Raw genomic sequence first — 25,689 nt, forward strand, 5'->3', positions numbered from 1 at the left:
AGCGAATCCCGCGATAAGGGAGCTGCGGTTTTTTGGTGCTCTGCGGATCAGTGAAAAGCTGGCGGTGTAACGATGAGGATAGGATGCCTGAAAATTTTCCTATTCTTTAACCGAACCCATTACAAGCCCCTTGACGAAGTAACGCTGCAGGAACGGATAGACCAGAAGAATGGGCAGGGCACCGATGAAGATCTGCGCCGCTTGAACGGTAGTCTGCGAGATCAGGTCCAAATCGGTAGGCTCGATGTTCATCGTGGTCATATCGTTCTGGATAATGACCGTCTGCAGGAACGTGGCCAGGGGGTACCCGCTGGGATCGCCGATATAGAGCAGCCCGTCAAACCAGGAGTTCCAGTGGCTCACCATGCTGAACAGTGAAATCGTCGCTATGGAAGGAAGCGATACCGGCAGGTAGATACTGAACAGGGTGCGGAAATGGCCGGCGCCGTCAATCAGTGCGGCTTCCTCCATCTCCTTGGGAATACCGCGGAAGAAATTGAGCATGAGAATCGTCAGGAAGACGTTAACCGCACCGGGAAGTACAAGCACCCAGAAGCTGTTCATGAGCCCTATGCGCTGAATAACCATATAGAAGGGAACCAGCCCGCCGTTAAACAGCATGGTGAAGACGAAAATCCAGGCGTAGATATTGCGGCCACGGAACGCGGATGTTTCTTTGGAGAGCGGGTACGCGGCCAGAAACGACAGAATCAATGTTAATCCTGTCCCGATCACCGTACGCTGTACCGAAGTCCATATCGATTTCAGAAAAGCGGGGTTATTCGTTGTTATCCGGTAGGCGCTTAATGTGAAGTCCACGGGCCATAATCCCACGATGTTCGCGTCGGCGGCCGCCCGCGAGCTCAGCGATACAGCAAGGACGTGGATCAGCGGAATAACACACAGCAGCGCCAGGACGATCAGCAGAATGGTATTGAAAACATTGAAGACCTTATACGATGCAGATTTATAATACATGCAGCCCGCCCCTTTTTAGAAAATTCGATAATTGGCCCATTTATATGCCATCCGGTATGCGGCCACAATCAGCACGAAACTGATTACGGATTTAAACAATCCGATTGCGGTCCCAAAGCCCATCTCTCCGTTCAGGATGGCTGCCCGGTAGACGAACGTGTCTATTATATCGCCCTTGGCATAAACGAGCGGGTTGTACAAGTTAAAGATCTGGTCAAAGCCTGCGTTAAGCACGTTACCGAGCGACAGGGTGCCCAGGACAATGGTGATCGGCAGCATCGCGGGAATGGTAATATGCAGGGTCTGCTTCCAGCGGTTGGCCCCATCCACCTCAGCCGCTTCGTAAAGTGCCGGATTCACCCCTGCCAGTGCGGCCAGAAACACAATCGTGCCGAAGCCGAATTCCTTCCACACATCGGAGACAATGACAGTGAAGCGGAACCAGTCACCGTTGCCGAGAAAAAAGATGGGCTCGATACCGAACACCCCCAGCACCCGGTTGACGAGGCCGCCGTCTGTCGATAGCAGGTTGGTGAGGATCCCGCCGAGAATAACCCATGACAGAAAGTGCGGAAGATAGACCAGAGTTTGGATAAACCGCTTCAGCGTATGCCTGCGGATCTCGTTCAGCAATATGGCAAAAAGAAAAGGCGCCAGCAAATTGAGAACCATCTTGAAGACGGCAATAATCAGCGTGTTCCAGATGACCTGCACCGAGTCCTCTCGTTCAAACAGATAGCGGAACTGGTCCAGCCCGACCCATTCGGATCCGCCCAGCCCAAGCCAGGGCTTAAAGTCCTGGAAGGCCATCACCAATCCGCCCATCGGGACATAAGCGAATAGGATCAAGAAGATCAGGGATGGAAGGACCATCGCGTGAAAAGGCCATTGTGTGGCTAAATAATACGTGAATGAACGTCGTTTTGGCCGTATCGGCCTAGTCTCTGCCCCGTCGGCGGCCATCGGTGTTTGTGTCTGCTCCATATAGGCTCTTTCCCCCTGCGCATTTAGGATATGATTTCAGTATAACAACGGCTTTTCCGGGCCATAACCGGGCAAAATCCAACATATAGGGCACAATTGCAACCACTTTTGTCTATCTCTAAAGCGGGCCGCAAGCACTGGCTTCACCCCTTATTTTTCACATGTGAAAAGCCCCTGTGCGGGGGCACAGGGACAGCGGGAATCAAGGCTTATTGTACGCTTTGATACCATTCATTGACTTCCCGGGTGATGGCGTCGCCCCCGGAAGATTTCCAGTTGGCCACGAACTCATCGAACGCTTCGATGGGCTTTTCGCCGAAAATAATCTCATTGAAGGTCTGGGCTTCAATTTTGTTAAGGTAATCCATACGGGTCTTCATGGTATCCGTCGGCGGACCGGAGAACATGTTAATCTTGGAGATGTCCTCCTGCTGCATGACCACGGTAGCGGCAAGCGGGGTTTCCGGACCGTACTGGTTGACGACCTCTCTCTCCCTAAAGGTGGTTGGCTCCTTCCCTTCCGCCAGCGCGAGCAGCGCTTTGAACTGGGCATCGGGAATCCGGGCGCCATCACGTACGAGGAAGTAGCGCAGAACGCCGTTGACCGCTTTCCCTGGAACATCATCGAGATAAACGGGGTTGCCATCGGCATCGTAGGCAAAGTCGTAGCCCTCGAAAATGCCGTCTTTAAACTCGCTGTCTTCCTGCGGGTCGGCCAGATTGTCAAACAGATAGTTTTGATAAGTGAAGAATGCCTCCGGATGCTCCATGTCTTTGTGAATCAGAGTCACACCGGCAGAGAAAGGCGTGCCGTGTCGCATGGCTGTACCGTCAGGGCCTGCCGGAATCACATGTGGCTTCCATACCGCACCTTCTGCATTTTCATCGGTACCGTCCAGCGGCCATCCGCTCATCCAATAAGGGCCGGGGATAATGCCGGCCGTGCCCGCGCTTGCAGGCTCCGCTGTTTTGTTGGCATCCCACAATGCCGCTTCCTTAGGGATATATCCTTTGTCGCGCCATTCTTTCAGCTTCACAAGGCCTTCCTTCATCCCCTCGTGTATGGAGCCGTACACCAGACTTCCGTCCTCAGCTTCGTTCCACTGGTTCGGGATGGTGCCATAGGCTCCGAAAATCCAGGACGGATCACCCATCCATGTTTTCATGGAATCCTTGAAGCCGATGCTGAGCGGTGTCACCTGGTTCGGACGGAGGCCTTGCGGATTGTTGTTGCGGAACTGGTCCATCACATGCTCCAGCTCTTCGATCGTTTTGGGTCCTTCCAGACCAAGCGCGTCCAGCCAATCCTGGCGGATCCAGAGCAAATAATCATTGTTGTAGGCATAGCCGAGAACAGGGATGCCCATCCGCACGCCGTCTTTGGTGTAAGCATTCCATACGTTCGGGTCCAGTGCCATAGCTTCTTTCCAGGTATCATTTGCATACTTGTCGAACAGGGCGCCGGCATCCTGGAAGAGACCGGAGTCAATCAGATCCTTCACAAGCAGCTGATCATTAACCGTCACGATATCCGGCATTTGCTGGCCGGAAGTCATGGACAGACGAAGCTTCGTGACATAAGCGTTATTGGTGTCGGTTACCGACCACAGGGACTTGATCTCAATACCTAACCGCTCCTTGGCCCAGCGTGTGGCGACGTTATTCTCCTGGGACTCCCCGTCGCGAAATGTAACCGCAGGGTCCACGCCCCAAACCGTGGAGATGGTAACGGGCGGATCATACTTATCCTTGTACGGGTTCGCTTCACTGTTGGTCGTGCCTGTATTCGCCGAACCGGTGTTAGCCGGTTCATTGTTTGTACCGCTGTCCCCGCATGCAGCCAGCATGGACATGCTCAGCAGCAGGCTAAGTGTGAAAGCGATTCCTCTTTTTTTGATACTCATGTAACCCCCCCTTAAGTAATGCGTTTACATGAATAATTATAGAAGGGCGAGAGCGGCTAGCCTATGTCACAATACGAACATATCTGCACCTTTTGCAACCTGTTTGGTCTACTGCTCCCGGAACTCCTGCGGCGTGACGCCATAATACTTTTTAAAGGTTTTGCTGAAATACTGGGGGTTCTGATAGCCGAGCTCGCTGGTAATCTCATAGATTTTTTTGTTGGTGCGTTTGAGCAGGTACAGCGCACGCTCCATTTTGAAGCCAATTATCCAATCGCTTAGACTCTCGCCCGTTTCGGCCTTGAATACCTTGGAGAGGTATACAGGATGCAAGTATACCCGGTCCGCAATGCTCTTGACTGACGTATCGTGACTCAGATTGCCCGCTACGATTTCCTGCACCTGCTTGACGATGAAGCTTTTGGTGCTTTCATCCTTTCGGGTCAATTCCTGCTCCAGCTTGTCCAGCACGTTGTCGGACCAGGCCTGCAGCCGTTCGGTGGAGAGGACGACCGTCTGATCGAGAATGAAATCGATCCCCAGCTCTTCAATCTGTGTAACATAATAGCCCTGCCGGTGAGCGATATACAGATAAGCATTGGTTAAGGCCAGGTACACTTCGTACAGGTGCTCCCTTGAAAACCCGGTTTTCCGCAGGTCGACGAACACTTCGCCGATTTTCTCGCGCACCGATTCCCAACGTTTGGCCTCCAGCAGTGTAATTAAGGTAGGCGGTTTGTACAGACTCTCCAGCGATTTAACGTAATCCCGTTCGTGTCCGGCCTGATCCTCCAGGTAGTAAATGGTGTGCTGATCCTGGTGGACAATTCGGAACATCGTGCCCAGCCCGGTACGATAGGCGGCAGAGATGGACTCGGGAAAAGGGAACCACTTGGTTACGACGATGGAAATATCACCCTTCAGATAATTACATACATTGGTCCGGAAAATAACGGCTTTCTCTTCCAGCAGCTGTCTGCGCCTGCTTCGGGCCTCCAGGCTGTATTGCACACTTGGCGGTGCATCGTTGATCGGCTGCAGAACCAGAACGAGATATTCATGGGGTGCCTTGCCGTGCCATACCCGAAACTCTCCGGCGAAGGACTCCTCTGCAATATTGCCTATGGCAAACTCCATCAGCGATACGGAGTTGAAATCCAGATGCAGAAACTGGCGTCCTAATTGAACAAGCATCAGCAAGGCCGGCTTCTCAGGCTGCAACGGAATCTCGTAGTGCGTCAGCTTTTCCTGAAGCGTCTTGGGTGAGAGCTGACGGCCCAGCACCAGATCAAGCAGCAGGTTGGCCCGCAGTACTTTGAGGTCGCTTTTTCTGCTGTACTGTAGTCGGTGTACTTTTTCGGCCTGCTCCCACTCATCCTTTAAAGCATCGATCGCTCCGGAGAGGGTCTGAACGAACGCTTCATCGTTGAGCGGCTTTAGAATATAATCAAAGGCTTGCAGTTGCACGGCCTTGCGGGCGTATTCAAAATCGGAATGGCCTGTCAGCAAAATGCTCTTGATATGCGGCCAACGTTCTCCGATGACCTGCAGCAGCGCCAGGCCGTCCATTTCGGGCATGGCAATATCCGTTACGACGATGTCTACCGGCGTTTCTTCAAGAATGGCCAGCGCCTCATGGGCGGAGGCGGCCTGATAGACATTTCTGACATCCAGGGACGGCCACGGAATTGTCTTGGCCAAACTGGAGGTCACGTATACCTCATCATCCACCAGCAAAATATCAATCATGTTCATTCTCCTCTCCGGCAGGAGTCAACTGCCAGGTTATCGTCACGCGCAGGCCCCCGAGGGGTGAAGGTTCAAAGGTAAGTCCGCTGCTGTAGCGAAAACGGAGCCTCATCCGCTGATGCACATTCCATAGGCCGCAGCCCATTTCCTCCTCCATAGGGCTGTGCATTTTATCCCGGAGTGCCTGGAGGGCGTCCGGCGTCATCCCTTTGCCGTCATCTTCCACCGTAAGTGCAGCCCCTTCGGCTGTCCACGTCCCGGTAATGCTGACAGTGGTAGCGCTGGCGCTTGATTCGATGCCGTGCAGAACCGCGTTTTCGACCAGGGGCTGCAGAATGAGCGACGGTACCTCCAGCCGAAGCATCTCATGCGGAATGAACTGATTGTACCGGATCCGCGGCATCCGCATTTTCTGGATCTCCAGATAGCTGGTGACAAACTGAACCTCCTCCGACAAGGTGACCAGCTCACGCTCCTGCCTGGTTGTATACCGGTAATAGACCGACAGATGATGAGCCATTGCCACTACAGCCTGATGCTGCTCCAGCTTGGCCATACTGGAAATGAAAGAAAAGCAATTGTAGAAAAAGTGCGGATTGATCTGGGACTGCAGTTGCTTCAGCCTGGCCTCCCTGACATGGATTCTCTCCATGTAAACGGTCTCAAACAGCTCCTGAATCTGTTCTACCATCAGATTGAAACGGACAAACAGGAAGCTAAACTCCCCCGAGCCCTTCGGCTTCATGCGGATCGAATAGTCACCGTATTTGAGACGCTGAAAGCCGATAACAAGGCGTTTGATCGGAACTTGAACTTGGGCATATAACAGATAAGCGCCGATGCAGCCGATGAGCAGAAGTCCTGCGATTGAAATGTAGAACAGGCGGTTGGCCTGCTTGATGGGATAAATAATTTCTGTAATCGGGATAAAGTCAACGAGATACCAGTCGATGACCTGGGACTGGACCAGGTTCACCAGATACTCCTGGTTACCGATTTTTAGCGTCAGGCTCTCCTGCTCGCCGAGCGGCCTGCCTTTGAGCGAATCAATAACCTGATTAATCAGGACACGGTCCGCAGAGCGGTTGAAGAGCGTTTGACCTTCCGGGTTATAGTAGAAGGGGTCCGAGCGGCCGCCGCTTTTAAACTGATCCAGCATATCCAGAATGTTGTTCTGGTGAAATCGGACCTCAATGATGAGATTGTAATTCTCCGGATCGTTACCGCTGGCATACGGGGCCACGGCAAAGCGCGAGAAGGTCCATTGGGGCCATTCTTCACTCCCGGTATCGAGAAATTCCCAGTCCGGTCCCAGGCGTTCTTTAAGCTGTTCGTCATCGTAGGGCGACACATCCAGAGAAGAAATTTGCCTGCCGAGCATTGGGGCATAGATGTGCAGGGAAGTATGCCACTTCAAGGAATTCTGCTGAATGCCGAGCTTGGTCTGAATCCGGCGGATCAGAGTGGTATTCTTCAAATCCAGCTCAGGCACCTTGTTAAAAATAAAACGGAGCGAGGAAATGTCCGGGTCATGAATAAGCAAATCCGGCCACAAGGCAAGGGCGCTGATACTCGCATCCACTTCGTTCTGGAAAAACATTAATTGATTCGCATTGGATTTCGTTAATTCTTCGCTGATCAGATTGGTGCTGGTATGGTTCGAATAGAGGTAAAGGGTTAGAATGGGAATCAGCATCACTAGTGCAAGCGCTATCATTTTCGTAAATAAATTCACTTTGGGCATCCTTAAGCCTCCCAAGCCAACGGTACGAGTTGATGCAATACACTGCTGTTAAGGAGAATAAGAGCTACGCGGTGTTGAGGATTGCTTCTGCATGAATTTAATTTTCAGTGATAGAAATCCGGTTATTGTCGCATGCTTGCCTATCTTGTGATAGGTTCTCTAGTAGTTTAAGTGATATTTTTAAAAAGAGGTAGATGAAATATGGCTAAAAAAGCGATAGATTATGCTATTCATGGAAAACGCTCATATGGCATTCTGATCGCAGGGCATTATAAGGTAGCTAAGAAGCCGCAGTTGGCCCCAACTGAGGGAGCTGCGGCTTTTTGGCTGTTGCTATTGCGCGGCACGGGAGGCCCGCTTGCTTTTGGTCGCCGCAATCTTTACATTAGTAAAAACGGGACAGGCGGGTTTACGCGCCTGATTGATGGGGGGATCGGTCATCGCAGTAACAGTTGCAGACATCCTATCCCTGAGTAGTTTTGCCGACGTTTACGTGAAGGCGGGCGAAGAAGGGATGTCCAATGTGGTGGACAACGTTTTTTTCATGGAGGTTCCCGATATTTATAAATATGTCGACCCTTACGGATTGCTGCTGACGACGCTGTATCCGATTGCGGACAACGAGGAGGCGATTCGCGCCTTTATTCCCAATTTGGTCGAGAAGCAAGTGTCCTGCGTCGCTCTTAAGCTGGGGCGTTATATCCATGACGTACCGCCCATAATGATAGAGCAAGCCGACCGGTACCGGGTGCCCTTGATGATTTTGCCGAACAACGCCAATCTTTCCAAGCTTAGCAACGATATTCTTGAGCTGTTTCTCGGCAACAAGACCAGCATGCTGGAATACCGGGACAAGATCCACGGCAAATTGATGGGCCTGTTGCTGGAGGGCGCGGATTTGCACAAGCTGGTGGCGACCGTATCGGTGCTCTTCGATATGCCGGTATTGTTCGTTGACCGTTATTTCCACATCCAGTCGGCTTCGTTCGCGGGAGGCGAAGAGAGCGTATTTGTCAAGCGAAACCCGGATAAGGAATGGGCCGATTCGATCGCTGACCGGGAGCTTGCGGTGCGGACCGGCGGCCGGGAATACGAGGGCGATCAAGTGCTTCACCAACCGATCCTGGCCGGCAGCGAAAGCCTTGGTTATCTGATCGCACTGCCGGAGGAGTACAGGGACCCGACCGATCTGATCATCGGTTTGGAGCAGGCTTCCATGTTATGCGCGTTTCTGTTCCAACGCGAGCTGGCGTTTCGGCAAAACGAACGCAATTACCTGGACTCGTTCATCCGGGACTTGCTGAACCAGAAGTTCGCCCAGCAGCAGGAAGCGGTGGAGAAAGCCAAATTTTTCGATTGGGATTTGTCCTTCCCCATGGTTCTGCTGGCGGTCGAATTGCTGGAGGTCGATTCGGAGCAGCAGCGGAGCCAATATTCGGACCTGCTGACCGAGGGGATCGTGGAGCGGATCATTGCGCAGGAGCTGAATCTGACGTCCCGCAATTGTAAAATCGTGTACCAAGACGAAGTTCTGCTCTGCCTGATCAATCTTCCTTGCCGGAACGATGTTCAGGATCGGTTAAGGGAAATTTGCCACGGCGTCGCCGCGTACTATAGGCCAAAGCTTACGTTGGGATTTGGCGTCTCCAATACGGTCCATACTTTGGAGCAATTAAACAGCGCCAAGGACGAGGCCAAATTCGCGCTGGATATGACTAAAAAGCTGCAAGTCCCCGTTCCGTTCATCGCCTTTTACGACCAGACGGGCATTTACAAAATGCTGCACCGACTTTCCGAACCCCAGGTTTTGCGTCAATATGCGCAGGAGAAACTGGGGCGTCTGCTGAACAGCGGCAGCAAGGAAAACGATTTGCTGGAAACGCTGCTGTGTTTGCTTAAAAACGGCTTCAACCTGCAGAAAACGGCGAAAGAATTGTATATTCACTACAATACGCTGCGTTACCGGATGGACAAGCTGAAAGAATACGGCGTCGACACTTCCAACGGCCTGGAATTGGCGGAGCTGGCTCTCGCCTATCAAATGCATACCTATTTGCTTGTGGCGGATCAGAAATAATCCGCCGCTTTTTTTGTAGAAAAGTGATAAAAATCGGCCGGGTTTCTTGTTAAGTTGTGACATGGTTCTTGTTGGAGGCCCTCCTTATAATTAAAAGTGTAAGTGCTTACAAAACTGAATAACGAAGCGATGGAGGCCTTCTTATGCAAATCCTTGTTTTATTGCCGCTGCTGGTGATGCTGGTGCTCGTATTGCGGAACAAGCATATGATTTTGGCCGGTCTGGCCGGCGGCTTGACCGCCATGGCGATCGGCGGGATCGGGTTCGCCCAAGCGGGGCAAATCATTGCCGAATCGATTCCCGGAATGACGGGGATCATTACTCCCGTGATTTATTCCGCAGTAGCGCTGGTTCTGGCCAAATTGGGCGGCTTTGAAGCCCTGCTTGGCTTAAGCCGCAGAATGATCGGCCACAGGCAGTACCTGATCGCGGCGGCGATCGTTCTGATCCAGGCTTTGGCCACTTATGCCGCAGGGCTTGGAGCGGGAAACACGATGGTGACGGGACCGCTGGCGTTTGCCGTGATCGGTGCGGTACCGCAGCTGGTCGCCGGCATGGCCGTTGTCACGGCAGCCAGCTTTATGACTTCGCCCTCGGGAGCGGATGCGGCCGCCATTTCCAAAATTGCCGGCGTGGAGATTTCCGCCTACAGTGAAACGATGTTTCCGCTGGCCGTCGGGTTATGGGTATTGGGCATGGCGATCGCCGCCTTTGGCGTTTGGAAGCACGGCGGTATCCTGAAGGAGGAAGGGGAGGCCTCCGGCTCCGTCATCAACTTGAAGGAACAGCTGATCAAGGCCTTGCCGCCGATTTATTTTCTGATCGTTGTCGTGGCGGGCAAAAATTTGAACGGGCTCATCGACTACTCGCTGTTTACTCCCGTGTTTAATATGTTCAGTACGCTGCTGCTGGCGTTCGCCGTCTCGCGGCTGGCGCCTGGCAAGCTGGCCGAGGAGCTGGTGCAAAATTCTTCCTTTTTGTTGACCAAACTATTCTCGATCGGCATTTTTCTCGGCTTTATCAATATTTTGGCGGAGATCGGAACGTTTACCTATATCGCCGGATTCATTAAATCGGCGCCCAGCTTTATCACGGTTCCCGTCGCCGTGTTGATCGCCTTTTGCATCGCCATTCCGGCCGGGGGGTACAGTGTGGGCGTCAGCACGCTGGTGATGCCGATCATGGTGGAATCGGGGCTGTCCCTTTTTCAGATCGGCTTGGCGGCGCTCGCCGTTGGGGTTGGTACCCAAATGAGTCCGGTTCAAATTAATGTAGCTTCCCTATCCCAATCTTTTAAGCTGGAAATCCAGCGCATCGTCAAAATCAATGCGCCTTATATGGTGGCCGTGGCTGTGATCCTGTGCATTCTTGGCTTCCTCCTCTAAAAAAGGCGCGCGGCAAAATAAAACGAAAACGGAGGAAACAAACTATGCAAAAAGTCGAAGTATTCCGGATTCCAACCGCATCGCCGGATGATGTTTCCGGTTTGCGAAAATTAATCGAGGAGGGGCGGCTTGACCCCCGCGATATCATCGCCGTGCTGGGCAAAACGGAGGGGAACGGGTGCGTCAACGATTTTACCCGCGGTTTCGCCACCCAGAGCCTGTCCTACTTTATGGCTGAACAGTTGAACCTGTCGGTCAAAGAAGTGCAGAAGCGGATCGCTTTCGTCATGTCGGGCGGTACGGAAGGCGTGATGACACCGCATTTGACCGTTTTTGCCCGGACGGAAACGGACGAACCGGCAAAGGAAGGCAAACGTTTGGCCGCCGGCATTTCATTTACCCGCGATTTCCTGCCCGAGGAGATCGGCAGAATGGCGCAGGTGAAGGAGGTGGCCGCCGGCGTGCGGGCTGCCATGCAGGACGCGGGCATCAAGGATCCTCGGGACGTTCATTTCGTCCAGATCAAATGCCCGTTGCTGACGGCCGAGCGCATTGAAGATGCGAAGGAGCGCGGTCAAAGCGTCGCCGTGCACGATACCTACAAATCGATGGCTTACTCCCGCGGCGCATCCGCGCTGGGCGTCGCGCTTGCACTTGGCGAAGTCAGCGAGGACCGGCTGAGCGACGAGGCGATTTGCCGGGATTGGGACTTGTATTCCGGCGTGGCTTCCACTTCGGCCGGCGTGGAACTGCTGAAGGATGAGATCATCGTGATCGGCAACGCCGAAAATACCGCCAGCAACCTGAAAATCGGGCATGCGGTCATGCAGGACGCAATCGATATCGATGCCTTGTTTGCGGCGATGCGGCAAGCGGGTTTGGAATTTACAGGGCTGCCTCCGCAGGCGGAATTGAACAAAATCGTAAACGTTCTGGCGAAAGCGGAAGCAAGCTCGACGGGAACGGTGCGGGGCAGAAGAAACACGATGCAGGACGATTCCGACATCAACCACACCCGCTCGGCGCTCGCCGTGGTCAACGCCGCCATTGCCGCCATCACGCGGGATCCGATGGTTTACGTCTCCGGGGGAGCGGAGCATCAAGGCCCCGACGGCGGCGGGCCCGTCTGCGTGATTGCCAAAGTCTAATACCTTGAGGTATGGAGGGGATGGAGGTTTTTTTGATGAGAGGTGAGCCGAATGAATAACCGCTTTGTCGGGATTGAGGAGAAACCGCCATTCCCCTCCTTGCTTTTGCTCGGCATGCAGCATGTATTGGCATTGTTTTCCGGTCTTGTCGCCGTTCCGCTTATTGTGGGCATGGCGCTGGGCCTTCCGAGTGCGGATATCACGATTCTGGTGCAGGGCAGCCTGCTCACCAGCGGTCTCGGGACCCTGGTCCAATGCCTCGGGCTGGGCAGCCTGGGGGCCAGATTGCCGATATGTATGGGCTCGGCGTTCGTGTTTATCGCTCCGAGCATCACGGTCGGTTCGCAAATGGGGATTCAAGCCGTTTTCGGCGCTTCCATGGTGTGCGGATTGATCGCCTATTTGCTCAGTTTTGTGATCGGACGGGTGCGGAAGCTGATTCCCCCGATCGTGACGGGAACGATTGTCTCGCTGATCGGCCTCGGGCTTTTGCCGCTCGGTTTCACCTGGCTGGCGGGAGGAGACGGGGATTTTTACGGCAAACCGGCCAGCTTTATTGTCGGCGGGCTTGTGCTGGTGGTGCTGTTGGCCACGAGCCAGTCCAGAAAGGGGCTGCTGTCTTCCTTTTCCGTCATTATCGCCATTATGGCGGGGTATGTCGTATCCGCATTGTTCGGCATGCTCGATCTGGCTCATGTCAAGGAAGCGACCTGGGTTTCACTGCCCAATCTGCTGCATTTCGGTTGGCCGACGTTCTCTTATTCGGCGGTGGTGATCATGATGATCGCCCAGCTTACCGCCGTACTGGAAAGCATCGGCAACACGTACGGAACGGGAGCGGCGGTGAAACGGGAAATCACCCAAAAACATTTATCCGGAGCGGTCAGCGTGGACGGTATCGGCTCCATGATCGCGCCGTTGTTCAATGGCTTTCCGCTGACTTGCTTCGCGCAAAATATCGGGGTAATCAGCATTACTCGCGTCGCCAGCCGCTATGCGGTCGCCGCTGCGGGGGGCTTGTTGATTCTGTTGGGGCTGATTCCCAAGTTCTCGGCCGTCGTTGCGGGAATGCCTGCGCCGGTGCTCGGCGGAGCCGCGCTGATCATGTTCGGCTCGATCGTCAGTTCGGGGGTGGCGCAGATTAAAGATGCCGGACCGTTCGACCAGCGAGCCGCGATGATTTTCTCCACATCGCTTGCGCTCGGGCTTGGTTTCGGCCTGGCGCCGGATAGCGCCTTCGCCCATTTCCCGTCCGCTTTGGCGGTACTCCTGGAATCGGGGGTGGCCATCGGCGGCTTTACGGCGATTTTGCTGAACGTCATCCTCCCGCGGATCACTACTCCGGAGGCGCCGGAATGAGCGAACCATGACGCACGGGACGATTGCGCTTCGGGCCGTGGAACGGGAAGAAGAGGCGGGACTTCTTCCCGGCATGGCCGGGCGGCGGGAAGCCGTGACCGTATATGTGCATAGTGTCTTCCGTTCCACCGTCAATATCGCCGATGAGCGCGGACTGTTTCTGTCGCTCGGCAACCGCTCCTCCATGCTGGCGCCGCGAATGGCGATTATCGATCGGGATTTGGATTTTACCGGGCTGGATCCAACCCTAAAACCAGGTAAAATCATAGAAATAATCGGACATTCTTTACTGCTCTCGGACCGCGTGCGCTGCGATCTGTCCGCCGCCCGCGCAACTTCGCTGGCAATTCCTCGCGTTGCGGCGGTGGATTCCGAAAGTCTGTCCGCAGCGGTGACGGTATTGACGGAATCGTTGAAGCTGTACGGCAAACCCGGGGGAGCGGGCCGGCCCTGGCTGCGGTACGCAAGCGGAAGCGGGGCGTTGGATACTTTGCATGAGCAGGCTTTTTACCGGGAGTTGATCGGCCTCTCCCGCTTGATGCATGACGGCGGGGAACAGGGGTTATACGAGAACGCGGCCGGTTTGGTCGGCATGGGGATCGGGCTGACGCCAACTGCGGACGATTTTTTGACCGGATTTTTCGGCACCTTGCTCGCCGCCCGCGCCGCTTGCCGGGATTGGGCCGAGCTAAATCGGGACCGCTGGCTGGAAAGCGTTGCGGGGAATACGACCTTTCTGGGCTTTGAAATGCTGAAGCAGGCGCTTGAGGGCAAGGTGAACCAAGCGGCCCTCAACGTGATTCAGGCCTGCTTCGGATCGGACCGCCGCAGCCTGGAGGTTCCGATCACCCGACTGCTGGAGCTCGGCTCCACCTCGGGAACGGATATGCTGGCCGGAATCGCCTTCGGATTAACTACTTTACAGGTTTGGAAGCGGAGGGAAAGACAAATTGAAGACTAAAATTGTGATTCAGAAAAATGCATACCACGATTCGGTAGCCCTCATGTCCCTGTCCGGGAAAATCAATCAATTGGAGGGGATTGAGGAAGCCGTCGTATCGATGGGCACGACCATGAACAAGCAACTGCTGGACCAGGTCGGCATGCTGACGGAGGAAGCGGCGTCAAGCACGGAGAACGACCTGATCTTGGCGGTCCGCGCGAATTCGGATGAGGCGTTGGAGCGGGCCTATCAAACGATAGATGAACTGCTTCATGCGCAAAAAGGCAAAAAAAAGAAAGGCGAAGGCGGTGAGATTCGCTCCTGGGGAGCGGCGCTGCAGGCGCTGCCGGACGCCAATCTGGCCGTGATTTCGGTGCCGGGCGAGCACGCGGCCCGGGAAGCGCGCAAAGCGTTGGAGCAAAATATGCACGTGATGATTTTCAGCGATAACGTTTCTTTGGAGGAGGAGAAGGAGCTCAAGCTTCAGGCGGCGCAAAAGGAGCTGTTCGTCATGGGACCGGACTGCGGCACCGCGATCATTAACGGGATTGGCCTGTGCTTCGCCAATAAGGTTCGCCGGGGGGCGATCGGTCTGGTCGCCGCGTCGGGAACGGGCCTACAGGAAGTAACCGTGCAAATTCACCGGATGGGGTACGGGATTTCGCAGGCGATCGGGACGGGCGGACGGGATCTGCACGAGGAGATTGGCGGAATTATGATGCTTAAAGGCATTCGGGCGCTGCAGGCCGACGAGGCGACGGAAGTCATCGTCTTGATCTCGAAACCGCCGCAGCCGTCGGTGCAGGAAAAGATCGCGCGGGAACTGGAGGGATCCGCCAAGCCCGTCGTCGTCTGCTTCCTGGACGGAGATCCCGCTGCGCTGGAAAAACCGGGCGTTACCGCCGTATCCACGCTGCTCGATGCCGCCGAAGCGGCGGTGAAATGGCTGGCGCCGGATGCCGGCCTGTCCAACGGCGAACCGTTCCGCCGGCTTCTGGAGGAAGCCGACCGTCAAAGAACACGGCTGCAGCCGGGGCAAACGGACGTGCGCGGCTTGTTCTGCGGGGGAACGCTTACGGCGGAGGCGCTCTCGATCTTGCGCCAGGCGGGATTGGCGGTGAAAAGCAATGTGGCGAAAAAAACGGAGGAGAAGCTGCGGAGCGTGACCCAAAGCGAAGGCCACACGCTGCTTGACCTGGGAGACGATGAATTTACGCTCGGCAAACCGCATCCGATGATCGAACCGTCTCTGCGCAACGAACGGATTGTCCGGGAGGCTCTGGATCCGGCGACGGCCGTATTGTACCTCGATTTCGAGCTCGGTTACGGCTCCCACGCCGATCCTGTCGGCTCCAGCATAGCCGCCATTCGGGAAGCGAAAAAGCTGGCGGAGGCGCAGGGCCGTTACCTGCCGGTTGTTGCCTATATTTGCGGGACGGAGCTGGACAAACAGGACAAGGCGGCGCAGTTCCGCATGCTTGCGGAGGCCGGGGTGCTGGTGGCGGACAGCAACAAGGAAGCGGCGCTGCTTGCCGCCCGGTTGGCCGGCGCGGAAATAAAGGGGGGAGCCTAAATGACGCACACACGGTTTCAACAGGAGCTTAAAGTCATCAATGTAGGGACGGCCATCTTTAAGGACGATCTAGATTTGCAGCAGGCGGAAGCCGTGCAATTCGGCTGGAAACCGCCGGCTGGAGGCAATGCCGCCCTGATTGAGGCGCTGGACCGGATCGGACGGATGAAGCGGATCGATGAAGCCAATCAAGTGGCCGTGCAGCGGATCAAGGAAGCCCATCCGTTTCTGGTCGGCATGGGAACGGCGCTGGAGGTCATTCCCGGCATGCATGAGAATTTGATTCTGCACGCGGGGCCGCCCGTGGACTGGGAGGACATGTGCGGTCCGATGCAGGGCGCCGTCATCGGCGCGCTGCTCTTCGAGAAAAGGGCGAAGGATGAGGACGAGGCGCGCCGGTTGGCGGCTTCGGGAACGATTCAATTCGCCCCGTGCAACGAGCATGCGGCCGTCGGCCCGATGGCCGGCGTCATCTCCCCCTCCATGCCCGTTCATATCGTCGAAAATAAGCGGCACGGCAACAAAGCTTATTGCACGGTGAACGAGGGACTCGGCAAGGTGCTGCGGTTCGGGGCTTTCTCCCGGGAAGTGATCGACCGGTTGAACTGGATCAAGGATACGTTTGCTCCGGTGATGCAGCGGGCGCTGGCCCGGACGGAGGGGCTCGATCTGCGGACGATCATCGCCCAGGCGCTGCATATGGGGGACGAATGCCATAACCGCAACAAAGCGGCCACCTCCCTCTTTTATAAAGGGATCAGCTCGCATCTGCTGGCCGCCGGCCTGGATCAAGGCGTGCTGCGGCAAACGCTTGAATTTATCAAAGCTAACGATCACTATTTCCTGAACTTGTCGATGCCCGCCTGTAAGGTTTCGCTGGACGCCGGTCACGGCGTCGAATACGCAAGCATCGTGACGACCATGGCCCGGAACGGGGTGAACTTCGGCATCCGGGTGAGCGGAATGGGAGAAAACGAATGGTTTACTTTCGCCGCGAACCAAGTGCAAGGCCTGATGTTTCCGGGGTACAGCGAAGCGGATGCCGCCCCCGACCTGGGGGACAGCGCGATTACGGAAACGATGGGCATCGGCGGTTTCGCGATGGGAGGCGCGCCGGCCATCGTACAGTTTGTCGGCGGCGCCGTCGACGATGCAATCGCTTACAGCTCGCAAATGTATGAGATCTGTACGGCGGAGAACGGAAATTTCACCATTCCGACCTTGGATTTCCGCGGTTCGGCGTTCGGCATCGACATCCGCAAGGTGATGGAGACCGGCGTGCTGCCGGTGATCAATACGGGAATGGCTCACAAAGAGGCGGGAATTGGCCAGATCGGCGCCGGGATCGTCCATCCGCCGAAAGAGTGTTTCGAGCGGGCGTTACTTGCCTTTGCGAATCGCTATCATACGGAGGGTTGAAGCAAATGGGAAAAATCATGATTGCCCTGGGAGGAAACGCCCTGGGAAATTCCCCGGCGGAGCAGAGGCGGCTGGCCGGACATGCGGCGAAGCCGATCGCCGATCTGATCGAACAAGGGCATCGGGTCGTAATTTCGCACGGCAACGGACCGCAAGTCGGCATGATCGAATCGGCCTTTAGGCTGGCCCGCCAAGCGAACGGCAGTCTTCCGGCCGTGCCGCTGAACGATTGCGTGGCAATGAGCCAAGCCTATATCGGATATTATCTGCAAAATGCGCTGCGGGAGGAGCTTTTGCGCCGCAATATCCGCAAGCAGGTCGTGTCCGTCGTCACGCAGGTTGTGGTCAGTGAGGACGATCCGGCGTTTCTTCATCCGACCAAGCCGATCGGCAGCTTTTATTCGCGCGAGGAGGCGCAGGAGAAGGGAAAGGCGGAGAACATCCGCTTCATTGAAGATTCCGGCCGGGGCTACAGACAGGTGGTGGCGTCTCCGCAGCCGGCGCGGATCGTCGAGGCTGAAGCCGTCAAGCGGCTAGTGGAGGACGGCCACCTCGTGATTGCCGTAGGCGGAGGAGGCATCCCGGTGTTCGAGCGGGGCCGCGCCTTGGCGCCGGCCCAGGCGGTCATCGATAAGGACGCGGCCAGCGCGAAGCTGGCCGACGAGCTTGATCTGGATTATCTGTTTATCCTGACGGCGGTGGACAAAGTAGCGATCCATTACGGGAAGCCGAATCAGCGGGATCTGGATCGAGTGTCTTTGGAGGAGGCGAAAGCATGGATTGCGGAGGGGCAATTCCCCGCCGGCAGCATGCTGCCCAAAGTGGAATCGGCCGTCCGGTTCGTGGAGTCCAACCCTGCGCGGCAGGCGATTATTACCTCGCTTGAGCAGGCGGGCAAGGCCATCCGCGGCGAAACCGGAACCCTTTTTTACGACAGTACCGCTGCTGCCTCGTCTTCGTCCGTTCCTTTTTCCGGTTCCCGGAGCAGGGCTTGACGGTTGCAATCATTTATAAAATCCGTAAGAGGAAAGAGCCAGGTACGGCAAATTCGTATCCGGCTCTTTATCGTCAATGACGAAATCAAATTGACAATGAGAATCATTATCAAATAAAATAGTAGCAATCGATTGTTTTATTAATTCCTCGATGAAGCAACCTCGGCGCTGGACACGGAAACGGAGCTGGCGATCCAACCGTCGCTGGTGGAATTGTCGCATGGACGAACGACGGTGGTTATCGCGCATCGGCTAGCGACGATCAAGGAGGCGGCCCGCATTGTGATCGTGACCGATCAAGGCATTGTCGAGCAGGGACGCCACCAGGAGCTTGTGTCGGCGGAGGGGGGAGGGGACAGCCGCTTGCACCGGGCGCAATTCGAAACGTAACTTTGCGGCGGCATCAGATTCATACAAATTATAGTTAATAACATTTTGGTGATGAATGGAGTGAGACAAGCTGTATGAAACGTGCTCGTTTGATGGCTACGATCGTCGTGTATACCCTCATGTTCGCTTTGCTGGCAAGTGCTTGCACAGGCGGTAACAGGGTTGACAATGGGGGCAACGCTTCGATTGAGTCGCAAAAGGCGGAGGAAGGTTCTGCGGATCATCGGGGAACGAAGGAAAAAACGGTAGTCGATGATGCTGGCCACCAGGTCGTTGTGCCTGCCGATCCGCAGCGAATTATTGCACCCTATTTGGAAGATCCGCTGGTTGTGCTGGGCATTAAACCGGTTGCCCAGGTTTTATACGGAAATCTGGAGCAAAATTACTTAAAGGATCAGCTTTCCGGCGTGGAAATCATTGATACCACCGGTGGCGGGCTTCCTTTGGAAAAACTGTTGGCTTTGTCTCCCGACCTGATTATTTTAGGCAAGGGCATGGCGGAAGAGGGAGCCTATGAACAATATGCCAAGATCGCGCCGACCTTTGTGGTCGATAACGTGACCAAGAGCTGGCGGGAGACGCTGCTTCAGTTGGCTGAGTTGCTTGGCAAGAAACAGGCGGCGGAAGAAAAGCTGGCAACGTACGATCAAAAGGTGCAACAGACGAAAGAGCATTTGCGGCAGACGATCGGGAACAAATCGGCGGCTATCGTAGTGTTGTCGGATAAAGGATTTTATGCAATGGGGCATGTGCAAGGAGGGGCCCTGTTGTTCGATGAGCTTGGCGTGCAGCCGCATCCTCTGACGCCTGCGCAGGAAGAATGGAACACGCTGTCGCTGGAGAAATTGAGTGAACTGGATGCAGACTATATTTTTGTGATTAAGACGGAACGGTATCAGACATCGGAACTGGAGAAAAATTCGCTTTGGAAGGGACTGCCTGCGGTTCGGCAGGGCCGGGTGTTTGAGGTTGAATCCGGTACCTGGCAATATGCGGGCCTGATCTGCAACGAGCGAGTATTGGCGGATATTATGAAAGCCATACCGGAATAAGCGACAGGGAGAGATCGGGGGGGGGGGGGGAGAAAGAAACGGCTATGGCGGAAAAACTGCAATTATTTTCCCCCCGGCAGTATGTCTGCCGGAGGGAGGCATTGAAATCAGAGTCGTGAAATAAACCGACAAGTTCGAAATGGCGCCGCAGGCGAACTCCCTGCAACGCCATTTCTTTGTCTTACACGGCAAGTATTTTATTTTGCGGACGGACTCTTTCGACTAGAGCGGCGCTCCTTCCTCCTTACGGCGCCACTTCGGCAAAGGTGGCATCGGCTTGAAATGTCGCTCCGCTACCGGACTGTCCCACCATCAGGTAGTTGGAATGACGCAAATATTTGCTTGAATCTGTCCAAAGTTGGTATGAGGACTTCTTCGGGTCCGACAGTCCGGCTACGCGCCGGAAGGTGGCGTCATTGTTGTACGTGGCTGTGTTTTCGCTCTGATCCAGCCATACCTCTCCGTTTGCGCGAACCCTCAGGTACCGGCCCGGATAGTTGACGGACTCGAACGATACCCCGTTCCGATCGGCCAGGCCGGGAACGATCTGAAACAAGGCGTCCTGCGCCGGGGTTACGTTGGCATCCAGCTGGGCCCGATAGTTGCTGTGGCGAATGTAGCGGTCCGGGAAGTTATGCGATTGGAGGCGGACGTTCACGGATATGGGCTCGGGCCGCCATTGCTGGTGGCTTCCCAGCGTATACCGCCATTGATGGACCGGCGCACCTTCGGCGGTGGAGGCGTTTACCACATCGGCGGGTTTATTCGAATGCACCGGGGTGATCCGGTAATAACCGTCGCCGACGGGAATAAAGGCAAACTTCTGATTGTCCCCGTTATTGCCGCTCCAAACTTGGAATTTGGCGCCATGCTCCAGCGACCCGCTGGCAATATCGAGGGAAAGTCCGCTCTCCGCATTTTTAATACTGTATTGTCCTCCTCCAAGATGAGTCACAATCCATTGCTGACGGGCTTCGCCGGAATATGTGGATTTCCGCACTTCCGCACCATTTGTTCGGCCGCTGGCTTCCAAGGCTTTGCCGTCAAGGCGCAGAGTGAAGCGATACGTCCCGTCGGGAATATTGCCGCCCGGGAGCTTCGCCGTTCCTCCGCTGCCGGGCGGGCGGGTATAGAGCAGCGTGCCGAATCCGAGCTGGTCGAAGGTTGAGGGATATCGCGTATCGGGCCCGCCTTCAGGTCTAATCTTGGCGGCGCGGGCGGCGATGTTGGGCACGGACAGGCCCTTCCGGTTGGCGTAATGGTTGTAGATCATTTCCCAGATCGGCCGATATTCATCACGGCTTTGGCTGGATATCGCGGTATGCGTCTGCACTGCGCCATTTGTCCCGGAGCCCCATTCATAGGGGGCGAACGGTACGTTGTCCCCATTGTTGTATTTGGCCACGTATTCGGCGGCGCGCAAGAAACGGTTGTTGGCCCAGCCGTACAAATCGTCGCCTTGGTTCCAAGCCATCTCGTTAATGGTGGCCATCAAACCGATGCCGAGTTGCGTGTGCGCCTGATCGCGCCCGGACTCTTGCCATTGGGCGAGCCCGTTCGGGTGCAGAAACGGAATCGCATTATAGATCGAACCGTTGCCGGCCCCGTGTTTGAAATATTCAATGCCGATGTCATAAATATCGCGGCGGTCGCAAAAAATGCCGATCGCTACGGTGGCTGCCATGTTGGCCAAATCCCAGTTGGCCCAATAATTTTGAATGTACGCGTCATTATGATCGCGGCCGTATTCATTACCGATCAAGAACCGTTCGGCGAGCGGTTTGTAAAACACATCGATCAGCATGTTCTGCATCCGAGCAACGTCAAACCCGGGATAGTCCCGCATCAGCTCGGCCGCATTAGCCATTTGATATCCGTTTAGGCCGGAGGCCAGATAGCGGTCGGCATTGCCGGTAAGGGTCGTCAGCGTGGAGGACCAGGCGTTGAGAATGTCGCGGGCCGTGTCGCCATGAGCCGTGCTGCCGCTGATCTTCCAGCGCAGTGCATTCTGATAGGCTCGGGCGATATCGTTGTATAGAAGACCCACATTATCGCCGCTCCCGCCGCGACGGATCGTGGCCGTGGCGCGCGGAGTCCAGCCGGCTTGGGACAGCGGACTGTTCACCAATTGGTTCCAACCGTCCAAATAGGGCTGCACGCCGGCATTCACCATTTGCTTGACGCGTTCCAGATCCGCCTGGGTGTGCAATAAACCGGGATGAACAAAAGCGGCGGCTGCAGCGATTTCAGCAGCTTCCGCCTCCCGGTCGGTCACGCCGCTAAACGGACTTAATAAAAAGCTCAAGAGAATAAGCATTGTCCAACATTTCTTCATCACAAAACCTGCCTTTCTAACAAAAATTTCAAATCCATGATCAATAAAAACGGAAGCGCTTCCAAGTCTAACATAAACGATTTTAAGACAAGAATAAATTGCTAAATTATTAAAAAACATCCAATTTCTTTCGAATGCTCTCCCTAAGCCGCCGAAGTAAATGTATGGTTACGGTTTCAAAGAAATTTATAATCAATTGAAAGAATTTGAAATGGATGCCAAATCGGAACTTTGGCACTACGATAGCTTCATGCCGGATCGTAGTCTTATTCTCCCATGAGAAATTTTAATTTTAAATTATATAAATTCTAGACGGGGATGTGTCGAAATATGTATTATAATGCCGAAATATAACAAGAGGAGATACCGCTTATGATGAAAACAATCCGCTTTAACGCTTTACGTCCCAAGTTTCTTTTGCTATGTCTTTTGCTTTTGGCTGTCCCTTCGCTTCTGCTTGGCTACTTGGCGTATAATACTTCCAAGCAACAACTGGATGCGTCGGGCCAAGCCCAGTTGAAAAGCAGCGTTCGCTTGGCGATCGCCATGATCAACAATTTGGACAAAGAAGTCGAAGCGGGCCATTTAACGCTTGAACAAGCGCAGGACATGTTCCGTGAGGAGATTCTCGGGCCCAAAGGCACAGATAATACACGGCCAATTAACTCCAAATACGTGGTCGGCCAAAGCGGATACTTATATGCGGTCGATAAAAGCGGCATCTCCGTTATGAATCCCGCCAACGAGGGAGCGGACATGAATACGATCGTGACCGAAGACGGCGTAGAAATGGGCAAAACGATCATCGAACTCGGCACGGCCGGGGGAGGCTTTTACACATACATCTGGAACAATCCGATCTCCGGCGATGACGAAACTAAAATTTCTTATGTGGAAATGGACGAAAATTGGGGATGGATCGTAGGTTCAGGGGCTTACATGAGTGAATTTAATCAAGGAGCCAATCAGGTGCTGAAGATTCTTCTCCTTACCCTGACGGTAGCTTTGGTGATCGGCGCGGCCGTGGCTGGCCTGTTCGTCAACTCGATCGTGAAGCCGATCTCCGTGATGGCCCGACAAGTGGAAAAAGTAGCCGACGGCGATTTGACGATGGAGCCGCTGACGATCAAAAATAAAGACGAAGTCGGAAGACTGGCGGAAGGCTTTAACACGATGACCGCCAACCTCAGGGAACTGATTCGTCATGTGTCGAACAGTTCCGAGCAGGTGGCGACGTCATCCGAAGCGTTGAACGCAAGCGCGCAACAAACGTCCAAAGCCACCGAACAAATCGCGCTTTCCGCCCAGGAAGTCGCGGTGGGAGCGGAACAACAAGTCAAAACGGCGAACGATGCCAATGAGGTCGTCAGCGAAATTTCCAAAGGCATGGAGCAGGTCGCTTATTCGATCCAGGCGGTGGCCGAGGCGGCCATAAGCGCAAACGAGGAAACCGTAAAAGGCAATGAAGTCGTGAAGCTTACGGCGGAACAAATGAACACGGTGCAGGAACGGGTTGAAGTGACGGCCCGGGCGATTCATTCTTTAGGGGAGAAATCCGGCGAGATTGGGGAGGTTATATCCCTTATTACGGAAATAGCGGGCCAAACCAATTTGCTTGCCTTAAACGCGGCCATTGAGGCGGCCAGAGCCGGGGAAGACGGTAAGGGTTTCGCCGTGGTGGCCAGTGAAGTCCGGAAATTGGCCGAGCAGTCGTCCGCAGCCGCCGAGAAGATACGGATGATGATTCAGGACATTCAAAATGAAACACAGGGCGCGGTCACAGCTATCCAAGAGGGGATCTACGCTGTTGACGAAGGGCTGAGACAATCCCGGGAAACCGGAGACAGCTTCAGAACCATCACCAAAATGATCGGGGAGGTCTCCGCGCAGTCGCAGGAAGTTTCCGCGATTGTGCAGGAAGTTAGCGCATCCTCCCAAAACATGGTGGCGATGATCGAAGCCGTAGCGCTGATCTCCGACCAATCCGCAGGAAACTCCCAAAGTACGGCGGCAGCTTCCGAAGAGCAACTGGCGTCGATGGAAGAGATTACGACCTCCGCGGCCACGTTGGCAACTATGGCGGAAGAGCTGCAGAGCTTGGTTGCCAAGTTTAAAGTGTGATTTTTAGCGGGAGGATGCCGGCCGCGAGGCCGTGTCATCCTCCCGTTTTTATTCCCGATGAAATGCTTTTTAGCCTAAACGATGTGGCGCCAAAGGGTCGGCCTGTGCCATGCGTATTATCTCTAACGCTTGCTCAAGTGCTTATTCCGGGAAAATAGGGGAGCTTCCCATTCTAACGCTTGCCAGTGAGCTTATTAGGGGGAAAACAGCTCCTGTGTCGCCGAAATTCGGGTAATAAGCTTTCTGATCCGCGTTAGATTTGGCAGATCCCAGTTTGGGCCCAAATAGCGCCGCTAACCAGCGTTAGATCTCGCAATGTTCCTGCTGCACCCAGGTCCAAGCCCTGCTCGTCATCAACCAGCAAGACAGTTCCGTTTTCCATTTGACACACTCCACTTGAAAAATTCCTGCATCTACCATCCTACCAGTTTCGGATCGATTATAACGCTTTTCCGAGAATGAGCGCGAAATATTCGATATTTCGGGTTAAGAAGTCGTTGTTTTCAAAGGATAAGTTTTGAATTTGATCGTTCATATCCCGTAAAAACGCAGCCATATCCGAGGTGTCGACCCTTTCAAACCGGTTGTCGATTTTCGTGTTTTTCAATACCGCATCCGCCTGGTCGACTTCGGCGCGGTATTCTTTCAGCCATTTCGGGTTTTGCGCCAGCTTTTGATTAAAATCCAGCAATATTTGCGTAAAACCTGCACCGCTGCCGCCGTTTACGGCATCCTGGAGAATCTCGGCCACTTTGCGTGCCGATTCCGGATCATGCTTCTTCATCAAATAATCGGTATCGACGTAATCATCGGGTGCCCCCTCCGGTTTGCGATGGAGCTCCATATAGCGGGCTTGTCCGGTCTCCGGATCGACCGTTCTGGTTCTGGCGTACGCCGCGATCATGTCCATGGTAGACAGAAACCGCTTCGCTTCATCTTCCGTCATGTAATTGTCCGCAATGAATTTCGCTTGGGACAGCCCGCTCTCCAGCAGCGCCGCCCGTTGGCCTTCATCCGAGACGGAGCCGTCCGGAACAAAGTTGGAGCTGATCAAATAATTTACCGCTTCCTCCACTTCAGGTGGTTTTTCGGCGAGCACTTGCTCCAAGGAAGCATCGATTTCGGCAGTGAACATCGGCCGGATCGAATGATGCTTGATCGCGCCCACAGGCAATTGCCGATCGGTCATCCCGGCGGCCAGCCGCTTGCCCGCCTCGCTGATTTCCACGCTGTCGTGTCCCGGAAGGGCGGGACCGGTCTCCAGTTTGGCTTGAGGGTCCATTGAGTTGTTATCCCGATGTTGTGTGTAGAGTCTTGGTAGCGATGGGATAACATGATTTTCGATTTTCATGTTATACCTCCCTAAAATCCTGCCGCGAAAATAAAAAACTTATATCTATATTAACGGCATATCTTGTTCCGTATTTTACATACATTTATTTTCGCGAAAGTCGTGAAACCGCTATTCCGATTGTCGGCTAAAGTATAGCCTGTTCCAGCCAAGCAGCCCTAACATAAAAGGAGGTTGGATTT

General features: G+C 54.6%; 18 protein-coding genes and 1 pseudogene. 12 read left to right on the forward strand and 7 right to left on the reverse strand.

Annotation, left to right across the window (positions count from 1 at the left end):
- Positions 1 to 99: 99 nt before the first annotated feature.
- The 5 genes from ACZF99_RS09100 to ACZF99_RS09120 form a co-directional block, all read right to left on the reverse strand.
- A complete protein-coding gene (locus tag ACZF99_RS09100; protein WP_483611018.1) occupies positions 100 to 978 on the reverse strand; it encodes a carbohydrate ABC transporter permease in 879 nt (292 codons plus the stop codon).
- Positions 979 to 993: 15 nt separating this feature from the next.
- Positions 994 to 1,851, reverse strand: coding sequence for an ABC transporter permease (locus ACZF99_RS09105; RefSeq protein ID WP_483612621.1), 858 nt, complete (start codon positions 1,849 to 1,851; stop codon positions 994 to 996).
- 320 nt (positions 1,852 to 2,171) lie between these two features.
- On the reverse strand, positions 2,172 to 3,815 hold the full coding sequence (locus tag ACZF99_RS09110) for a type 2 periplasmic-binding domain-containing protein (protein ID WP_483612623.1): 1,644 nt from the start codon (positions 3,813 to 3,815) through the stop codon (positions 2,172 to 2,174).
- Between the two features lie 159 nt (positions 3,816 to 3,974).
- Positions 3,975 to 5,615 carry a response regulator gene (locus ACZF99_RS09115; RefSeq protein ID WP_483611020.1) on the reverse strand — a complete coding sequence of 547 codons (1,641 nt, stop codon included), beginning with the start codon at positions 5,613 to 5,615 and terminating at the stop codon, positions 3,975 to 3,977.
- Positions 5,608 to 7,359 carry a sensor histidine kinase gene (locus ACZF99_RS09120; RefSeq protein ID WP_483611022.1) on the reverse strand — a complete coding sequence of 584 codons (1,752 nt, stop codon included), beginning with the start codon at positions 7,357 to 7,359 and terminating at the stop codon, positions 5,608 to 5,610. Before ACZF99_RS09120 ends, ACZF99_RS09115 begins: the two co-directional genes overlap by 8 nt.
- A gap of 201 nt (positions 7,360 to 7,560) precedes the next feature.
- Here ACZF99_RS09120 and ACZF99_RS09125 point away from each other — a divergent pair, with 201 nt between their 5' ends.
- The 11 genes and pseudogenes from ACZF99_RS09125 (at position 7,561) to ACZF99_RS09175 (ending at position 19,700) form a co-directional block, all read left to right on the forward strand.
- Positions 7,561 to 7,836: a hypothetical protein gene (locus tag ACZF99_RS09125; RefSeq protein WP_483611024.1), complete on the forward strand. Its 276-nt coding sequence runs from the start codon at positions 7,561 to 7,563 to the stop codon at positions 7,834 to 7,836.
- Positions 7,784 to 9,436 carry a PucR family transcriptional regulator gene (locus ACZF99_RS09130; RefSeq protein WP_483611026.1) on the forward strand — a complete coding sequence of 551 codons (1,653 nt, stop codon included), beginning with the start codon at positions 7,784 to 7,786 and terminating at the stop codon, positions 9,434 to 9,436. The genes ACZF99_RS09125 and ACZF99_RS09130 overlap by 53 nt, the downstream gene beginning before the upstream one ends.
- Positions 9,437 to 9,579: 143 nt before the next feature.
- Positions 9,580 to 10,821, forward strand: coding sequence for a hypothetical protein (locus ACZF99_RS09135; RefSeq protein ID WP_483611028.1), 1,242 nt, complete (start codon positions 9,580 to 9,582; stop codon positions 10,819 to 10,821).
- A 44-nt stretch (positions 10,822 to 10,865) separates the two neighbouring features.
- A complete protein-coding gene (atzD, locus tag ACZF99_RS09140; RefSeq protein WP_483611030.1) occupies positions 10,866 to 11,969 on the forward strand; it encodes a cyanuric acid amidohydrolase in 1,104 nt (367 codons plus the stop codon).
- A 51-nt stretch (positions 11,970 to 12,020) separates the two neighbouring features.
- A complete protein-coding gene (locus ACZF99_RS09145) occupies positions 12,021 to 13,328 on the forward strand; it encodes a nucleobase:cation symporter-2 family protein (RefSeq protein ID WP_483611032.1) in 1,308 nt (435 codons plus the stop codon).
- Between the two features lie 7 nt (positions 13,329 to 13,335).
- Positions 13,336 to 14,289 carry an oxamate carbamoyltransferase subunit AllH family protein gene (locus tag ACZF99_RS09150; protein ID WP_483611034.1) on the forward strand — a complete coding sequence of 318 codons (954 nt, stop codon included), beginning with the start codon at positions 13,336 to 13,338 and terminating at the stop codon, positions 14,287 to 14,289.
- Positions 14,279 to 15,844 (forward strand): acyl-CoA synthetase FdrA, encoded by a 1,566-nt coding sequence (gene fdrA / locus ACZF99_RS09155; RefSeq protein ID WP_483611036.1) that lies wholly within the window; start codon positions 14,279 to 14,281, stop codon positions 15,842 to 15,844. The genes ACZF99_RS09150 and fdrA overlap by 11 nt, the downstream gene beginning before the upstream one ends.
- Positions 15,845 to 17,263 (forward strand): YlbE family protein, encoded by a 1,419-nt coding sequence (locus tag ACZF99_RS09160; RefSeq protein ID WP_483611038.1) that lies wholly within the window; start codon positions 15,845 to 15,847, stop codon positions 17,261 to 17,263.
- A gap of 5 nt (positions 17,264 to 17,268) precedes the next feature.
- A complete protein-coding gene (gene arcC / locus ACZF99_RS09165) occupies positions 17,269 to 18,258 on the forward strand; it encodes a carbamate kinase (protein ID WP_483611040.1) in 990 nt (329 codons plus the stop codon).
- 147 nt (positions 18,259 to 18,405) lie between these two features.
- Positions 18,406 to 18,648: pseudogene (locus ACZF99_RS09170) on the forward strand (multidrug ABC transporter ATP-binding protein); the annotation flags it as partial.
- A gap of 74 nt (positions 18,649 to 18,722) precedes the next feature.
- Positions 18,723 to 19,700 (forward strand): ABC transporter substrate-binding protein, encoded by a 978-nt coding sequence (locus ACZF99_RS09175; RefSeq protein WP_483611042.1) that lies wholly within the window; start codon positions 18,723 to 18,725, stop codon positions 19,698 to 19,700.
- A gap of 244 nt (positions 19,701 to 19,944) precedes the next feature.
- On the opposite strand, the gene ACZF99_RS09180 is transcribed toward ACZF99_RS09175, so the two are convergent.
- The gene (locus ACZF99_RS09180; protein ID WP_483611044.1) at positions 19,945 to 22,017 is read right to left on the reverse strand and encodes an RICIN domain-containing protein; all 2,073 of its coding nucleotides are present in this window, start codon (positions 22,015 to 22,017) and stop codon (positions 19,945 to 19,947) included.
- 390 nt (positions 22,018 to 22,407) lie between these two features.
- On the opposite strand from ACZF99_RS09180, the gene ACZF99_RS09185 reads away from it, so the two are divergent.
- Complete coding sequence (locus tag ACZF99_RS09185) at positions 22,408 to 24,156, forward strand: methyl-accepting chemotaxis protein (RefSeq protein ID WP_483611046.1); 1,749 nt, start codon at positions 22,408 to 22,410, stop codon at positions 24,154 to 24,156.
- A gap of 439 nt (positions 24,157 to 24,595) precedes the next feature.
- Here the strand turns inward: ACZF99_RS09185 and ACZF99_RS09190 are convergent, their stop codons facing one another.
- The gene (locus ACZF99_RS09190) at positions 24,596 to 25,438 is read right to left on the reverse strand and encodes a hypothetical protein (RefSeq protein WP_483611048.1); all 843 of its coding nucleotides are present in this window, start codon (positions 25,436 to 25,438) and stop codon (positions 24,596 to 24,598) included.
- Positions 25,439 to 25,689 lie beyond the last annotated feature (251 nt).

The sequence above is a fragment of the Paenibacillus sp. JL3B1040 genome, from assembly GCF_057063165.1.

What these genes read in the sequence shown, in the direction of transcription:
- ACZF99_RS09105 (WP_483612621.1), bottom strand. Translation starts at nt 1,851, where the DNA reads ATGGTCCTTCCATCCCTGATCTTCTTGATCCTATTCGCTTATGTCCCG.
- ACZF99_RS09125 (WP_483611024.1), top strand. Translation starts at nt 7,561, where the DNA reads ATGGCTAAAAAAGCGATAGATTATGCTATTCATGGAAAACGCTCATAT.
- ACZF99_RS09160 (WP_483611038.1), top strand. Translation starts at nt 15,845, where the DNA reads ATGACGCACACACGGTTTCAACAGGAGCTTAAAGTCATCAATGTAGGG.
- ACZF99_RS09175 (WP_483611042.1), top strand. Translation starts at nt 18,723, where the DNA reads ATGAAACGTGCTCGTTTGATGGCTACGATCGTCGTGTATACCCTCATG.
- arcC (WP_483611040.1), top strand. Translation starts at nt 17,269, where the DNA reads ATGGGAAAAATCATGATTGCCCTGGGAGGAAACGCCCTGGGAAATTCC.
- ACZF99_RS09110 (WP_483612623.1), bottom strand. Translation starts at nt 3,815, where the DNA reads ATGTCCATGCTGGCTGCATGCGGGGACAGCGGTACAAACAATGAACCG.
- atzD (WP_483611030.1), top strand. Translation starts at nt 10,866, where the DNA reads ATGCAAAAAGTCGAAGTATTCCGGATTCCAACCGCATCGCCGGATGAT.
- ACZF99_RS09135 (WP_483611028.1), top strand. Translation starts at nt 9,580, where the DNA reads ATGCAAATCCTTGTTTTATTGCCGCTGCTGGTGATGCTGGTGCTCGTA.
- ACZF99_RS09130 (WP_483611026.1), top strand. Translation starts at nt 7,784, where the DNA reads ATGGGGGGATCGGTCATCGCAGTAACAGTTGCAGACATCCTATCCCTG.
- ACZF99_RS09115 (WP_483611020.1), bottom strand. Translation starts at nt 5,615, where the DNA reads ATGATTGATATTTTGCTGGTGGATGATGAGGTATACGTGACCTCCAGT.
- ACZF99_RS09120 (WP_483611022.1), bottom strand. Translation starts at nt 7,359, where the DNA reads ATGCCCAAAGTGAATTTATTTACGAAAATGATAGCGCTTGCACTAGTG.
- ACZF99_RS09185 (WP_483611046.1), top strand. Translation starts at nt 22,408, where the DNA reads ATGATGAAAACAATCCGCTTTAACGCTTTACGTCCCAAGTTTCTTTTG.
- ACZF99_RS09180 (WP_483611044.1), bottom strand. Translation starts at nt 22,017, where the DNA reads ATGCTTATTCTCTTGAGCTTTTTATTAAGTCCGTTTAGCGGCGTGACC.
- ACZF99_RS09150 (WP_483611034.1), top strand. Translation starts at nt 13,336, where the DNA reads ATGACGCACGGGACGATTGCGCTTCGGGCCGTGGAACGGGAAGAAGAG.
- ACZF99_RS09145 (WP_483611032.1), top strand. Translation starts at nt 12,021, where the DNA reads ATGAATAACCGCTTTGTCGGGATTGAGGAGAAACCGCCATTCCCCTCC.
- ACZF99_RS09190 (WP_483611048.1), bottom strand. Translation starts at nt 25,438, where the DNA reads ATGGACCCTCAAGCCAAACTGGAGACCGGTCCCGCCCTTCCGGGACAC.
- ACZF99_RS09100 (WP_483611018.1), bottom strand. Translation starts at nt 978, where the DNA reads ATGTATTATAAATCTGCATCGTATAAGGTCTTCAATGTTTTCAATACC.